The following is a 15,122-nucleotide window of genomic DNA, read 5'->3' as shown; positions in this document are numbered from 1 at the left end:
GCGCCGTTAGGACTGCAGCGCGTCCGGGTAGATGATCGTCCAGTGCGTACCCTTGACCGGCGGATGCTCGCCCGGGACCGGGACCATACGCTCGGCGTCGTGGCGCGAGCCGTCGAGCACATACCAATGCCGTCCGGTCCGCAAGGTCACGAATCCCTCGATCCGTCGCGCCGCCCCAATCGCAATCACCGTGCCGCGGCCGGCATTGGGATCATCGGCATTGCTGCTGAGTTGTTCGTGGAGGAGCTTGTCCATCAGTCGGTCGTCGGCCCAATCGTCATACCCCCGGCCAACTTCGCTTGCCCTGAATCCCTCCAATATGCCCGGCCCGAAATCCGAGACGCTGGCTTCGATCAGGTTGAGACGATCCTGCCGTTGGCCGGCAATATAGTCGCGCAGCAGCGGGAAGCCGGTGGCGCGCTCGAGCGCCTGATCCTTGGCCTCCAGGTTCTTGCGGAATTTGAGCACGCGAACCGCGCCTGCGGCGCGGGCATAGGCATAGCCGTTCGAATGCAGTTCTCGAAGGAAGTCGATTAGATCGCTCTTCCCGATCGCGGTCAGGTCTTCGTCAATGTTGCGCGCGATCGCCCCGACCTCGACGCGGCGCATCATCGAAACGACGACATGCTTAAACGCACTGACATAGTCGCCGTGCTCGCGCAGCGCGGCCGCGACGGGTTCGGTCCCATCGAACTCGACCAGACGCTGGGTGCGCCCGCCGACGCCGGCGAGGCCGCCTCGGCGGACCGAGACCAGGTTTTTCACGACCTCTAGCGGAAGCCGGAGCGCGTCGTTGCCGTCGGGCACGACCGTGCCGCCGGTCTGCAAGGTCAGCAAATAAGCGAGTGACAGCGCCGGCGTCTCGTCATTGTCGAAGTCAGGATCGGCAAAAACCGGCCAGGCCTTGATGCCCGGCGACAGCAACGTGAAGGCGTCGGTGCTGTCCATCGCAGCCGCGACCGCCAAGGCAAGCCAGGTTTCGCGCAAAAAAACTTCGGGCTGCGGGGAAGCAATCCGCAGCACGGTGCGCGACGACGGGGTACGCGCGGTGAAGCGGCGCAGGAGCGTCTCGATCTCAGCGATGCCGTCATTGGTTGTGATCGTATGAGTTGGCCTCATACTAGTCCCGCCTCCCCCACCCCCGCAGGGATCCTCGAAATCGAGTTAGACGTTAAGTGCATCCGCGCAAAGAATTTCTCGATCCAAATCTGACACTATTGCGGGCATGAGGCCATGCGACGCAGGTCGATGTCGCCGGGCCGGCCAGACGCGGCGAACAAGTGTGGTCGACAGACCATTTCAACATTGCCATGGGCGGCGCAGCCAGGATTTCGGAGGGTGCGATGCTGGACGACGATCAGCGAAACGAAATCGAGCGCGCGCGTGCGACCGTCACGACGACAATGCGGCCCACCGTTCCCGAACTCGAAGCGGTGATGCACACGCCATTTCCCGTGCTGGACCACGGATTCATCCGCGTCGTAGACTATATGGGTGATGATAGCGCTGTGGTGCAGGCAGCACGCGTTTCCTATGGTCGTGGAACACGTAAAGTCAGCGAAGATCGCGGTCTCATCCGCTATTTAATGCGCCACTGGCACACCACCCCGTTCGAAATGTGCGAAATCAAGCTTCACGTTAAGTTGCCGATTTTCGTCGCCCGGCAGTGGATCAGGCATCGCACGGCTAACGTAAATGAGTATTCTGCTCGCTATTCGATACTTGATCGTGAGTTTTATATTCCGGAGCCCGACCAGATCGCGCCTCAATCTGCGGCAAACAAGCAGGGTCGCGCTGAGCCTGTCGATACCAATGCCGCCGAGGCGGTTCGCGCGCTGCTACGGGGCGAAGCTGAACGTGCCTATGACAACTATCTCTGGATGCTCAATGATGAGGGAGGCAATCATGAGCCCTCCCGCCCCGGCGTCGCTCGCGAGCTAGCTCGGATTGGTTTAGGTCTTAACACGTACACTCAATGGTACTGGAAGGCTGATCTTCACAACCTCCTCCGTTTCCTGCGTTTAAGGGCTGATCCTCACGCCCAATATGAAATTCGCGCATATGCCGAAGTGATGCTCGACATTGTCAAACGCTGGGTCCCGATGGCTTATGAGGCATTCGTGGAATATCAGATGAACACGGTTTCGCTTTCAGCGACTGCTGCCGACATCGTCCGACGCGCGCTATCGGGTGAAGCGATTAGTTTTGAGACTTCAGGTCTCTCGCGCCGCGAATGGGACGAACTTGATGCCGCGCTCGGGATAACTAATCAGCCCTGAATGTGCGGAGATCCTTTGCGGGCGTTCCGCGGTCGTGATCTCAGGTTTAGTACTCTTCAGAAACCACGGGACGCAGGAGAGCTAGGCCGCTTTCTTTCCGTCCCAGTAGCGATGTTCCTCCACGTCATCACGGAAGTCGAACAGCATGGGGATCGGCGGCTGGTCACATCGCATCGCATTATAGGCCTCGACGTCGGTACCTAGCTGCACACAATCGCCAACGATTTGCTGGCGTCGCTGGATGAAGGCCTTTTGCATATGTTCTCGCGGAGCATCCTTCATAATCGCCCAGAACGTGTATTGGACGCCCCCTTTGCTCACGCGCACCGCGTGATTAACCCGATAACGCCTGCCTTCGGGGTCAGTGGCATATTCTTCGCGCAGGGCTGCAGACATATCCTCCGCCAGCTTATCGAACGGGTCCACCCGGGGCATTTCGATCATCCGTTTCACAACGCCCCATTGCGCGGCTTCACGAGTCGTCGCAGGAACATGGCCGTTCTCGCGCTCAAACGCGTGCCAGACTTTCTGAAGTTGCTCACGATAGGTCGCCATCTTTCGCTCCTACAGTTCAGCCGGGGCAACATCGCCCCAACCGTCAACCAACGCAGATCCTGCGAGATGCTGGCGGACCTTCACCTTGTGACGCGCCAACCAGTTGTACCTGTCCATTTTGCGCTGAAGTTGGCCGACCACGATACCTGGGTGCCGCTGGATACGCCGCGCGAAGGCCATGACGTCCTTCTCGGCGATATAAGGATACTTGCGTACATAGAACGACGCGAGTTCATCGGTCGGCACACACGCATTTTGCGCCGCCTTGTTCGCCTTTACTTCGCAGGCCGGAAGCGCCTCGTCTCCTACACCTTCGATATCAACATCCACCGTGTCCGCGTTTAGCTCACCGCGACCATCCAAGTTAAGCACGTGCTCGATCTCGTGGCGTAGGACGAACCAGAAATTGTCGATGCGGTCGTGCCGTGTCGTCATTCCGATCACAGGCGACTTGTCATCAATCCAGAAGCAGACCCCGTCGATGTTAGCCTTAGGCAGGGTCTCGACAACTACGAAGCGCACGCCACATTCTGCCAGTGCGCGCGGGACGTGGCGAACCTCCTCGGGATCAAGCATGTAACGGGGCAACTCGTCAGTAAACGTCTTCAGCTTCTTCATCGAGAAAGCAGGCACGACCATCTCGCCGGCGAGTTGCCGAACGCGAAACAGCCAAGCGAGCTGCAGGGGGTTTGTTTCGCTATAGTCTGCTTTCTTCGCCGCGTGAGCCAGGTAAGGAACATCCTCCAGGCTGTTTCTCCGAAAAAACCGCATCACCTGCGCTTCAAGCATGCCAATGTCGGTATCGGACAACCAGCCGCGGCGGATCATTTCGCGGACGGGGAAAATCGCTTGGAGCGCTGCGCGCCGCGCGACCGCAGGGTCCGGCGCCCGAGCGTTCGCCATCTCATGCGCTTGCTGCAAATTAGCGAAATATGCCGCAGACACATCAAAAGCGGTTCCAAGCGCTTTTGCCATTTCCGGGCTGATGCCACGCTTGCCGGACGTGATCATGTTGACGGCCTGCTCCGGCACCCCCAGAATATAAGCGAGGTCGCGCTGAGACCAGCCGCGGGCATCAAGCTCTTCGCGCACATATTCACCGGGGTGAGGCACATCAGATAGACAAGAAAAAACAGTCATGACGGCATCCCTCAGTGATTATCGCAAATTGCGAGAATATTGATTACCGGAGGCTTCTCCGTATCAATAAGCGTGAACACGATCCGATATTGATCGTTCACGCGCACAGTACGTCTCCCATCTTTATCCCCCTGCAGCTTCTTGTAGTTCAAGCTCTTCAGATTCCTTAGGTCCCGTTCGTCCGACGCGGCTTCCAGCTGTACCAGTCGACGCCGCGCGGACTGGATGACTGTGACTGGCAGCCCCAGCTTATGCGCTTCGTCGGTACAGATGCGGCACAGGTCGGCATCGGCGAACTCGATTTTCATATCGCACAGCCTTACAGCCACGCATGACCAATCGTCAACACACGACTGAACTAGGGACGTTCAGTTGGATTATTCGGGGCGTGTGTCTTTGATCAGTGAGTTGGTGTCAGTGCTGCGGCTTTCGGGATCAAAATCGCGACCGCTTTTGGGATCGAGGCCGCCCACGCCCAACGACCGAATTTGGGGCGCTTAGCCGCCATTTCACTACGCCTCGGCATGACCAATCTGGCCGTTGTCAGCATCCAGGTCGCGCAAGTCGCTGCCACGCGTTTCACGACCGAACCAGGCGACCAAAGCGAGCGACAAGAGCGTCGGCACCATTATCGTCACGGCGGAAACACCCACGGAGAGCGCGACGCCGCTGATAGTTAGAGCCTGCGCCAGTAATCCGCCTGCCTTAGTGCAGGCCGCCACCCAACCCGTGGCGCGACCGCGAACGCGTAGCGGAAAGCTTTCCGCGGCATAGGGAAGGACGATCGCGATGATCGCGTTCGTGCCAACGATCAGCAGCGCCACTGGCAGCACCGGACTGCCCGCACCCGCAAGTTCCAGTCTCAAGACCAGCAACAAGCCGGCGAGCGTGACGACAATGGCCGCAAGCAGCGAAAACTTGGTGCTCCAGCGACTATAGAGAAAGGCCGCCAGGAAAACGGTCGGAAAGGCGATCAACGCGCTTTCCGCGAGCAACTTGCTCGACACACCGACGGAATAGCCCTTCGCCACCAAGTCAGCTGGCAACCACAACAACAGGCCGAAATTGATCAGACCCCACGACAGGGCGCATATGCTGAGCGCTGCCAACTTCCCGAAGAGATGAAGTCCCGACAGCGGGCTTGAGTTAAGCGACCGCGAAACAGCGATTGGCGCGGCCTTTCGTGCCCTTGCGCCAAATCGCCGCATGACCGCCTCCGCTTCGCCAGTACGACCGCGTGCCAGCAGAAACTTAGCGGACTCAGGGATGAAAGCGCCGAGCAGGACCAAGGTCAGACCTGTCGGGAGGTTGGCGAGCCAGAGAATACGCCAACCAAAGATAGGCTGCAGCAACGCCGACAAGCCGCTCGCTGCAAAATAGCCTCCGACCGCTCCCAATCCGCCAACGAGAACTAGACTCCAGCCACGGTGCCGGTTCGGCATCATTTCGGCGAGCAGCGCGTACGTCACGGGAAGCATACCGCCGGCAGCCGCGCCCATCATGAAGCACATAACGATGTTCCAGGCGAGGCTGGGCATCGCGCCGCAGATGGAGGTGCCGACGAACATTACTGCCGACAGCAGGATCGAGGCCTTGCGACCATAGATATCGGCGATCCAGCCCCAGACGACCGATCCCACAACCGTGCCCGCCAGCGCAAAGAAGGGGACGAGCGACACTGTCTTCTTAGGAACGCCATACTCGCTGATCATGCCGGGCACCGTGAAGCCCAACGACGCCGGCTTCATCACGTCGATGATGAGGGCGATGACCAGCACCCCCATCAGGCTCCAATGCGCCACGCCAAGCGGGGCATCCTCTGGAGCTGCCACGATAATGTCGGCCGCTGATGCTCGTTGAGCCGCAAGATTTCGGGGAAGAAGCCCGTACGCAGCAACCAAAACGCCCGCGACAATGAGCGCCATGCCGGCGGTCATCGTTCTGCCCATCGGCATGCCCGCCAGATGATAGTGCATCGATCGAGCCATCGCGAACATGGGAAGGTGCATAATAACACCAGCCGTGACAGCGGCACAGCCGATGACGAACGCCCACACCGCCTGGCGATCGGACAAAGTGCTACTCAAACCAGGCACGGACGCTCCCTCTGCGACAGTTGCGGTGATCCAATACTATAAAAACGGGTTGCCGAGCAGCTGAACGGTCACTCGGTCACCGTCTGTGTCTGCTGGACCATGATCCTGTGTGATCGCGCTTAGAGCTGCCATTCGAGCGTCAGGAAGACCTTGTCGGTATCAGTAGCAAACGTCGCCGCAGTAATGTGCGTAGCGCGCGGCGATCGCGTAACGCTTAATCTTGGCGGACGCGATCAAGTCGATCTCGTCGCCATACAGTCGTATCAGACGATCGCTGGCGAAGCGGTGATAGGTCGCGCCGATACCGTATCCGCTCATCCAGCCTTCACGCTTCCAGTTAGCGCCGATCGTCGCATAGGCGTCGCGCAGGCCATCGGGCGGCGTGACGGTGAACTTGCTCGCCCAGCCCTGGAAGCGGGAGAACGACGCGAGCGGGGTGAACATTGAATCTCCCAGTTCCCGATTTTCGGGTTTTTGTCGGCATGCATGAAATGCGTCTAGTAATGGTCACTCGCGGAAGGTGCGGTTTCATCCTATACGATCGTTCTCGCGCTCTTTCTCACGGGGCGGGCAGAGTCAGCCAAGGCTCGATAGCCTGTGCCAGGCGCTACGCAACCGCTAGACTGCTAGAAGCGCGGGAAGGACGGTATTGGTCCGATCGCAAGCGCCAGAATGCCGTAGATACTGCTCGCCAAGAGAAATGCGCCAACGAGCACCATCAAGAGCCGGGGCGCCAGGCGGCTTGCCAGAATAGCGCCAACGGGCGCGGCTACGACGCCACCGATCAGCAGGCCTGCCATCGCGGACGTCACCGACGCCAAGCCGATCGTGCCGATGAAGGCGCTCAGCACCGTGATCGTCACGAAGAACTCGGCGGCGTTGACAGTGCCAATGATCGTTCGCGGATTTCCGCCTTGCGCCAGCAGACTTCCGGTGACGATCGGGCCACAGCCACCGCCAGTGGTATCGACCAGCGCGCCAACAATGCCGATCGGCGTCGCGCCGCGGAGCTGGCGATAGGCATGTGGGCGACGCGGCGCGCGCCAGAGTAGGTAGATACCGAGGGCGCCGAGGTAAGCGAATAGCAGCGGCCGCACGACCTGTGCGTGTACACGCAAGATCAAGTAGGCGCCGATGAACCCGCCAATAATTCCCGGGATGACGAGGCGAGCGAAAAGAGGCCAGTCGACATTCCGGCGCAGGGCATGGCTGATGCCTGAAACGCCGCTGGCGAAGCCTTCCGCGGATCGTACTGTCGCCGACGCAACCGCCGGCGGGAAGCCGATAATGATCAGCAAGGTATTGGACAGGACACCAAACCCCATGCCGATAGTGCCGTCTACCAACTGAGCAATGAATCCGATGGCGATAAAGGGCCACAACTCGGCCCAGGCCCAAGAGAGATTGCTCGCCATCATCTCTTGATCCGCTTCGATCTGCCCGAAGCCAAGCGACGTGCCGGGGAGGCCAGGAGGAACACGACAGGAAATGACAATGCCAGGATGGACAAAGCGCCAGCGATCGCCGGCTCGGCCGCTGCAAGCCACGGCAGGACCGCTGTCCAGATCGAGACCGCTAGCACGGTGATCAGCAAGCGCTCCTGCTCGGCGTCGCTCAGCACCGCGAGCGAGGTTACGCGTCCCTCGTACAGGCTGCGCAGTTCGGATCGCGTGCGGCCCCGGCGGTTCGATACGCTGTCCGGCAGAACGGCCTGCAGCAAGGCGCGGGCGCCCGCGGCAAACAGCTGGAGGGCGACCGACCCGGCAAACCGCTGAAAGGTCGAGCTCTGGTCGGCCAGGGCGCGGATGCCGGTCCTGCCGTAGAACACGAGATCGACGACCGCATCCGGTTCGACGGCGGGCGCTAGCTCCGTGCGGGCAGCTTGCGTGTCGGCAATCCAGCGCAGAATCGCGCCCGGAATGTCGACGCCCGACGCACGTTCCAGCCCCTGGAAACCGGGGGCCGAATTGGCTTCGCAAATGCGATACCCATCCTCGTCGAACAGGATGTCGATGCCCGTCACGTCGAGGCCGAGAACCTCGGCCGATCGGACCGCCAGTTCCGCCATTTCGTTCGGCGGATTATAGGCAGCGCCAACCCCACCGAGCGAGACGTTCGACTTGAATCCCCCGGTTAGCGACCGCCGCTCCATCGCCGCCACGACACGCCCGCCGACGACCAGCACGCGTACGTCGCGACCGTGACTCGCGCGAATGTAGCGCTGTAGGATAAATTCAGCCTGCGTGACCGTGCTGGCGAGGAGGCCGGCCAAGTCTTCGAACTGCGATGCATCCTCGCATTTCAAGACACCCGCACCGCGCGTGCCTTTCAACGTCTTGACGATCAGCGGGAAGCCCAGCTCACGCTCGACCAGCGCGCTGTCGATCGGGAATTTGCTCAGGATCGTCCGCGGCACGGGCAGCCCGGCTCGCGCGAGGGTCTGCAGCGTGTGCAGTTTGTCGGCCACCGCCTCGATCGTCGCCGGACCGTTGACGAGGCGAATGCCACGTCGTTCAAGATGGCGCAGCAAGGCGAGCGTCGCATAATCGGTTTCGGCGCCGGTGCGGCACAACACAAAATCCGGCCGCGCGACGGGCGCGCCCTGGTAGGTGAGCGACCACCCTTCCCCACCGCCGACGATCAGGTCGAAATCCTGTGGCTTGAACACGAGCAACGTGATGCCTTGAGCGGTCGCAGCCTCCTGAAAGCGCAGCACCTCGGGCACTTCCGGGAGGGAAGGCTCCAGGTCCCGGTGGAAGAGCAGCCAGCCGACCAGCATCGCGTTCCCTTTAACGCCTGCGATCCCAATTGGAACGCGACGTCAGATCAGATAGCGATGGGCAACGCTCAATGCATCACCTGTGCCGCGAAGCGTTCCATCTCTTCGGCTTGCGGGCTCATCTGGAGGAGCAGGAGGTCGAGCCCGGCATGTTCGTATTCGGCGATCCGCTCCTTGAGCTGCTCGGGCGTGCCGACGAGGTTCGGGCGCAAGCCGCGATTGGACACCGAATATTCTTGAATCTTGAACTCGCGCTCGAGTTGCGTGCCCGACAGCCACTGATCGAAATTCGCGTAGCCCGCCGGGAAGTCACTAACCGTGGTGATCCGCTCGAGCACGCGCTTCGCCTCGGCCTCGCTGTCGCGGACGATCGCATAGGCAGCCATGCCGAATTGCAGGGGCGGTCCGCCGGCCGCGTCGCGCCGCGATGCCATGTCGGCGATCTTGGGGGAGATCGCATCGACTGGATCGCCGTGCATGACATAGGCGTCGCACTGCGCGGCGATCATCGTCTTGGCCTTTTCGCTCTCGCCCCCGGCATAGACTGTCGGCCGCTTGGCAGGCTTGGGCGAACAGATCGCGTCTTCGGTCTTGTAATACTGTCCGTCGAAGCTGAACCGTTCCTCGGTCCACAGCCCATCGACAACCGTCAACCACTCCTCGGTCCGAGCGTAACGATCGTCGTGCTGGTCGAATTGCAGGCCGTACTGCTTCGCCTCGTCCGCCCACCAGGATGAGACCACGTTGAGCGCGAGCCGCCGTTCGAAATGCGATCGATGTTCGCCGCTGCCTTCGCGAAGAGCGCCGGGTGATGGAAGTTCGGTCGCACCGCGACCATCAGCTCGATACTGTCGGTCACCGCCGCCAGGGCCGCCGCGGTCGACCAGGCATCGAGCGCGGGCTGTTCGACGCCCTTGATATCGTTGAGGTTGAGCTCGGCGATCAGCGATAGGTCGTAGCCGAGTTGCTCCGAGCGCTGCGCCAACCGCTTCACATAGTCCCAGCTGGCCGCCATCCCCTCGTCGGGCACATTCCTGAGCCATCCGCCAAACACCGGCATCCAGTAACCGTAGCGCATCAGCGGCCTTTCGCGATCAGGGTGTTGAGCCAGTCGATCAGCTTCTCGTGCGGGTCCCAGCCGAGCAGGTCGAGCGGCCTTGCGACGAAATTGGACAAAGCGTTGATGTCGTAGAAGCGCGGCATTCCGTCGCGATCGTCGATCATCACTTCGATCCCGCCGACGTCCAGATTAATCGCGGCAGCGATGCGCTCGACGGCGTCGACTAAGGCGGGCGCCGGGTCGGCCGGGCGCATCGCGACACCCGAATCGGCGACGCAGGCGTCAGCGGGACACAGATCGAAGGCGCCGCCCCCGGCAATGTCGATCGCGTAAAGATATTTACGGTCGAGCGTCTCGATCCGCGTGATCTCGCCGCCGCGCGCTGGCACGTAATCTTGCACGAGCAGGACGCCGTCGACACTCTTGGGCAGCTCACCCTCGGCCACCGCCCAGCGCAACTCGGCCAAATTGTCGAACTTGACGATCCCGGCGCCCGATCCCCCGATATTGGCCTTCACCACCAGCGGAAAGGCGAGCGTCGCGGCGGCCGCCTCGACGTCCGCCGTACGATGGACAACACGTGTCTCGGGGACGGCAAGGCCGAGCGACGCGATCAGCGCAAGCTGTCGCGCCTTCGACGCGTCGATCGCCATCACGTCGGCGCCATTGACCACCCGCGCGCCCGAACGCCGCCAATGGTCGAGCAGCGCCATCGTGTGGAAGATCGGATGTTCGTCGGCGCGCAGGAAACTCGACATCGCGATGCGGTTGAGCACCACCGGCGCCGGGATGGCAGTGTCGGCCGGGTTCCAATCACCGTTCGGTCCGAACTTCGCGTAATCGACGCCGCGCTGGTCGAGAGCAGCGAACAGCGGCTCGAACCATTGTGGGTGCTCGTATAGAATCGCAAGATTAGCCATCTGCCTGTCGTTAGAGCTATGCCGAGTCAAACACACCGGGCGTTTGGTTTAGGTAGGGCAAAGACCCGCGATCTCGCACGGCTGACGGCAGTTGGCGTGTTTGTCACCAGCAAAATCGATCTGTTGAGCGATGAACTGGCTGAGCATTGCGACGAGCTCGACAGACGGCTGTCATCGGGCTCCGCGTGAGAAGCAGATAACGGCTGATGTTTGGGCGCGTAGCAAGAAAAGCCGTCCTGTTGACTTGTTTGCCCGATTGACCGCGGTTGCCGCGATCCAGTCGAATACGCCATGGGCCCGGGCCGTTTCGCTGAGCAGCATCATGCCTGTCAGGAAAAGATAGACGTCGAGCCCCTTGGCCGTGGCCGAAGCGGCAACGCCGAACGGCAGCAAGCCGAGAATAACGAGTAGCACGGCGCCGGCGACCGCCCAGATCCATTCGGGCCAGCGCATCGGTCGGCCGATCACCCCGACCGTCGCCAGCGCCGCGATTGCCCAAGTCGCGCCGGTGGCGACTGTGACGTCAGGCATCCGGCGGGCCGCCGTTCTTGTTGGGGCCGAGTTGAAAGCCGTCAATCCCGGCGATCGGCCACGCGCCGATCGAATGTGCCTCGGTGCCCGCTCCGGCGAGAAGCCGCCGCTTGGGAATGTTCTTTGCGTCGCGGACGAGAATATCGATGCGATCGCGACCATCGCCGCAGGTGACTTCGATGCCGTGTATGCCGGCGCCGTCGACCCGTACTTCCACGCGCCATAGCCCGTCGCTGCCGCACGTCATGGGGACGGGAGCGGTGCCGTCGACCCGGGCCTCCAAAATGGCGGCGCCGGTTGCGCCGAGCACCCTCGCGATAATAGTGACCATTCCGGGACGGGGAACTTGGTGCGTATCGGCGGGACGGGTGACCAGGCGCACGTCGCAGGGGCTGACGATCTGGACATGCGGCCAAGGCGCATCAAGGCGGCGGAAGCGCCAGCTCGGCACCCGGCCGTGAACGCAGACGATCGCGAAACCGGGCCTGCCATCGTCTTCCTCGATCTGCGCGGTCGACCGCGTCGCGCCATAGATGACGCGGCCATCGTTGAGCAGTTCGTTGTAGTGTGTGTGGCCAGTGTCGACGAACGCGACGCGGGCATCGGCGAAGGCACGCGCGATCGTATCGCCATCGGCGGCGAGATCGCCGGGATAGGCGTGCATGAACACGAGCGGAACCTGCCCCGCGGCCTCGGCACGCGAAAGCTCCTCGGCCAGGCGATTGCGATGGTGCATGGTGACGCGAAAGTCGGGACCGCCGGCACCCGGCGAGATGATGTCCAGGAACAGACACCGAAAACCCGCTATCGTTTCCGCCTCGGGGCGGTTCTCTGCGGGGATCGCCGCGTTGTAATTGCCGAGATCGCCCGGTTCGAAATCATGATCGCCGGGGATGATCCGCCATGGCCGTTCCAATGGCGCCAAGGCCTCGATCAGCCGTTCGTATTGCTCGACGGTGCCGTGATTGGCGTTGTCGCCGGGCAGGAACACGAAATCGATGCCCTCGGCGGCGTGGTTGATCTGGTCGACGGCCGTCTTCAACCGCGTCAGGCCGGCCCAATCATCCGCCTCGTCGAGATGAAGATCGCCGATATGTGTCCAGCAGATCGTGTCGCTCACCGTGCACCCTCCTTGCTGCCTCGATCGGCACCGGCCCCATCTTCATCGCCCTGCCCGCCCCCGTCCGTGCCGGCGCAGGCGGGCCGCAGCGTTGCGGCGAACCCGATCCACAACGCCAGGCTGGCGATGGCGAAGCCACCAAGGATGAAGAATGTCGCGCGATAGCCGAGTTCCTGCGCGATCCAGCCGCCGATCGCAGGCGACAGGCTGGCGCCCACGCCTTGGACCGTCATCACCGCACCCTGCCCGACATTGACCCGGCCCGTGCCCTTCAACAGACACGCGACCAGCCCGGGCACTGCGACGCTCTGCAAGCCGGCACCGATGCCGTCGAGCGCCTGTACCGGCCAGACCCCCCAGTGCTCGATGAAGCTTCCGGCGAGGAGACCGCGTGCCGGGAGCGCGGCGAACGAGATCAGCAGCACCAGCCAGTAGCCGCGTCCCGCCGCCACCTTCATCGCGATCAGGCTGACGACGATCATCACCGCCTGCGCGACCACGACGGTCGTGGCGGTGAAAACGGCAGGGTTGCCCTTGCCCGCGCCGACCACCGCCAGCGTGTAGAGCGGCAGCATGCCACCATTGCCGAGATGGAAGCAGGCGAGCGCGAGCGCGAGGATCAGCATCGGCTTGTTGCGGATCAGAACCTTGAAGCCCTCTGCCTTGCCGGGTTCGCCGTCATCGTCTGAATCTTCGCCTTGTTCGAGACCGCGTGCCGCCTGGTGGTCGATCGCTTTTTCCGGGATCGCCAGCACGGAGAGGATCGCCAACACGCCGAACGCCGCCGACAAATAGAAGATCGCCGGCATCCCGAATTGCCAGCCGAGCCAGCCCGAGAGTCCAGCACCGATCATGTTGCCGGCATGGTTGAATGCCTGGTTGCGGCCGTTCTGCGCGTTGAATCCTTTTTGCCGGACCACGCCGAGCGTCATGCCTGCCACGGCCGGACCGATGGCAGCCCCGGCGATCGCGGTCGCCACTTGGCTGACGGTGACCACCGCCCACGCCTGCGACCACAGGATCAGGAACGAGGCCAGCACCGTCGCGATCCCGGTGACAACGACGACCAGCTTCTTTTTCTTGGTATGGTCGATGAACGCCCCGGCCGGCGCCGTAAACAGCATGCCGGCAACACCGCCGGCCGTCATCACCGTCCCGATCGGTCCCGCCTGCCAGCCGCGCTGCTGCAGGAACACGCCGAGAAATGGGCCGATCCCTGCCTGCATATCGGCCATAAAGAAATTGAGCGCTTCGAGCGCACGGCGTGCGCGAGTTCGCCCGTCGTCATGACCTGACGTGGCGGCGCGTTTGGTTGAAGAAACAGCGGTCGCCATGGTATGATCTCCATCAGGTCGACGCAGAACTCTGAGCCTGCCCAATATATCCGACCCGGGCCCGATCATTGTTGCGGCGCCGGGCGCCACCGGCCAGTATGCCGCTGGGAGCTTGCGTACCGACAGACGGTATCGCCGCATCGATTTGCCGAGCGGGAAATAGCGGCGCGCGCGAAACGGCGGATGAACCGCGTCGTTCAGTTCCGGTTTACTATCGTTAAGTCGGAAATTGAAACGCTACGTTTCGATTCAAAAAGGGTGCGTCCTAGCCGATCGAGGCTGACAGATCGGCAGGATGTCTCCCGCGTCCGCTGCCATCTTGCGCTTGGATGTTGCAGGTCTCAAACCGCATCCGCTAGCGGCAGCTTTTGGCGCGTATTAGATCAGCGTTAAACGACTGACATTGAGGCGCGAAGCTGGCATGCGACATGTTGCTCCCGGCAGGCAACCTCCATGCGCCATCTGGTTCTGGCGCAGTGTGGTGGACCTCGCAGCTTCCCTCGAAGCCGGATAGCGAGCATTGCAGTAAATTACGATGGCAGCCTAGGTGCCGATCGTCAGGGCGAACGTCGGCGGAAACATTCTTCGGGCGCCGTGTTTACGAGAAAGGAGGCGGTATGACGCGAGCACATGACGATCCTTCCGACGTCGAGTCCTTCGACGGTCACATCTTGGTCGATGGTCCCGGCGGCGTCGCCTTGACGCTGACGCCAGCAGCCGCGGTCGCTATCGGTGAGCGATTGCTCGAGCATGCCGCAATCGCCGTCGAGCAGCCGACGACGGGTAAAGGTTCTCTCGCTTGAACCGGCCAACGTCCGAATCGCGGGCGCCGTGACGACCTCGGCGATGACGACCGAGCGACTTGACGCCCTGCGACGGGAGTGCCGGCGGCTTGTTACGACCCGCGCCCTGCTATCGGCTGGCGCGGCCGTAGTGCCGGTCCCGGGCGCCGACGTCGTTGCCGACGTCGGTCTTCTCGCCACGCTGCTTCCAGATATCAGCGGGCGGTTTGGACTGGATCACGAGCAGGTCGAGAAGCTCCCACCGCACGTCGCCGAGAGAGTTTTCGTGGTCGCGTCTAGCTTGGGCAACAATGTCATTGGCCGCATGGTCACAAAGAGGCTCGTCACAAGCCTCCTCCGCCGGGTTGGCGCCCGTGTCGCGACTGCCTCCGTTGCGAGGTATGTTCCGATCGTCGGGACGACGGTTGCCGCGGCGATCAGCTTCAGCGCGATGAAACTTGTGGGCAATTCCCATATCGAGGATTGCTATCGAACGGCCAGGGCCATGATTTGACGGACGCGACCG

General features: G+C 62.0%; 14 protein-coding genes and 1 pseudogene. 2 read left to right on the top strand and 13 right to left on the bottom strand.

Translation table 11 applies throughout. The annotated features are described in order from the left end of the window. Positions 1 to 6: 6 nt before the first annotated feature. Entirely contained in the window at positions 7 to 1,023 is a 1,017-nt protein-coding gene (locus J0I47_RS09480; protein ID WP_294046661.1) for a hypothetical protein, read from the bottom strand. A gap of 320 nt (positions 1,024 to 1,343) precedes the next feature. Here J0I47_RS09480 and thyX point away from each other — a divergent pair, with 320 nt between their 5' ends. Next, complete coding sequence (gene thyX / locus J0I47_RS09475; protein WP_294046659.1) at positions 1,344 to 2,279, top strand: FAD-dependent thymidylate synthase; 936 nt, start codon at positions 1,344 to 1,346, stop codon at positions 2,277 to 2,279. A gap of 81 nt (positions 2,280 to 2,360) precedes the next feature. Here thyX and J0I47_RS09470 read toward each other — a convergent pair whose 3' ends face one another. The 12 genes and pseudogenes from J0I47_RS09470 to J0I47_RS09415 all read right to left on the bottom strand — a co-directional run bounded on the left by J0I47_RS09470 (position 2,361) and on the right by J0I47_RS09415 (position 13,904). Further along, complete coding sequence (locus tag J0I47_RS09470; protein ID WP_294046657.1) at positions 2,361 to 2,834, bottom strand: hypothetical protein; 474 nt, start codon at positions 2,832 to 2,834, stop codon at positions 2,361 to 2,363. Positions 2,835 to 2,843: 9 nt separating this feature from the next. Beyond that, positions 2,844 to 3,974 (bottom strand): HigA family addiction module antitoxin, encoded by a 1,131-nt coding sequence (locus J0I47_RS09465; protein WP_294046656.1) that lies wholly within the window; start codon positions 3,972 to 3,974, stop codon positions 2,844 to 2,846. 11 nt (positions 3,975 to 3,985) lie between these two features. Further along, positions 3,986 to 4,282 (bottom strand): type II toxin-antitoxin system RelE/ParE family toxin, encoded by a 297-nt coding sequence (locus J0I47_RS09460; RefSeq protein ID WP_294046655.1) that lies wholly within the window; start codon positions 4,280 to 4,282, stop codon positions 3,986 to 3,988. Positions 4,283 to 4,486: 204 nt separating this feature from the next. Then, complete coding sequence (locus tag J0I47_RS09455; protein ID WP_294046653.1) at positions 4,487 to 6,031, bottom strand: MFS transporter; 1,545 nt, start codon at positions 6,029 to 6,031, stop codon at positions 4,487 to 4,489. A gap of 198 nt (positions 6,032 to 6,229) precedes the next feature. Further along, the gene (locus tag J0I47_RS09450) at positions 6,230 to 6,514 is read right to left on the bottom strand and encodes a hypothetical protein (RefSeq protein ID WP_294046651.1); all 285 of its coding nucleotides are present in this window, start codon (positions 6,512 to 6,514) and stop codon (positions 6,230 to 6,232) included. Positions 6,515 to 6,696: 182 nt separating this feature from the next. Further along, entirely contained in the window at positions 6,697 to 7,488 is a 792-nt protein-coding gene (locus J0I47_RS09445; RefSeq protein ID WP_366809983.1) for a sulfite exporter TauE/SafE family protein, read from the bottom strand. After that, positions 7,485 to 8,849, bottom strand: a complete 1,365-nt coding sequence (locus J0I47_RS09440) for a RimK family alpha-L-glutamate ligase (RefSeq protein ID WP_294046649.1) — start codon at positions 8,847 to 8,849, stop codon at positions 7,485 to 7,487. The genes J0I47_RS09445 and J0I47_RS09440 overlap by 4 nt, the downstream gene beginning before the upstream one ends. A gap of 68 nt (positions 8,850 to 8,917) precedes the next feature. Then, positions 8,918 to 9,864, bottom strand: a pseudogene (locus J0I47_RS09435) (LLM class flavin-dependent oxidoreductase). Positions 9,865 to 9,926: 62 nt separating this feature from the next. Then, entirely contained in the window at positions 9,927 to 10,829 is a 903-nt protein-coding gene (locus J0I47_RS09430; protein WP_294046647.1) for an alpha-L-glutamate ligase, read from the bottom strand. A 171-nt stretch (positions 10,830 to 11,000) separates the two neighbouring features. After that, the gene (locus J0I47_RS09425; RefSeq protein ID WP_294046646.1) at positions 11,001 to 11,360 is read right to left on the bottom strand and encodes an SLC13 family permease; all 360 of its coding nucleotides are present in this window, start codon (positions 11,358 to 11,360) and stop codon (positions 11,001 to 11,003) included. Further along, a complete protein-coding gene (locus J0I47_RS09420) occupies positions 11,353 to 12,480 on the bottom strand; it encodes a metallophosphoesterase (RefSeq protein WP_294046644.1) in 1,128 nt (375 codons plus the stop codon). Before J0I47_RS09420 ends, J0I47_RS09425 begins: the two co-directional genes overlap by 8 nt. Then, positions 12,477 to 13,904 carry an MFS transporter gene (locus J0I47_RS09415; RefSeq protein WP_294046642.1) on the bottom strand — a complete coding sequence of 476 codons (1,428 nt, stop codon included), beginning with the start codon at positions 13,902 to 13,904 and terminating at the stop codon, positions 12,477 to 12,479. Before J0I47_RS09415 ends, J0I47_RS09420 begins: the two co-directional genes overlap by 4 nt. Positions 13,905 to 14,564: 660 nt before the next feature. Here J0I47_RS09415 and J0I47_RS09410 point away from each other — a divergent pair. Next, positions 14,565 to 15,110, top strand: coding sequence for a hypothetical protein (locus tag J0I47_RS09410; protein WP_294046641.1), 546 nt, complete (start codon positions 14,565 to 14,567; stop codon positions 15,108 to 15,110). Positions 15,111 to 15,122: the final 12 nt, after the last annotated feature.

Source organism: Sphingomonas sp. (genome assembly GCF_017304635.1).
In the GTDB taxonomy this organism is placed as follows: Bacteria; Pseudomonadota; Alphaproteobacteria; order Sphingomonadales; family Sphingomonadaceae; genus Sphingomonas.
This window is presented reverse-complemented; position numbering and strand designations above follow the sequence as displayed.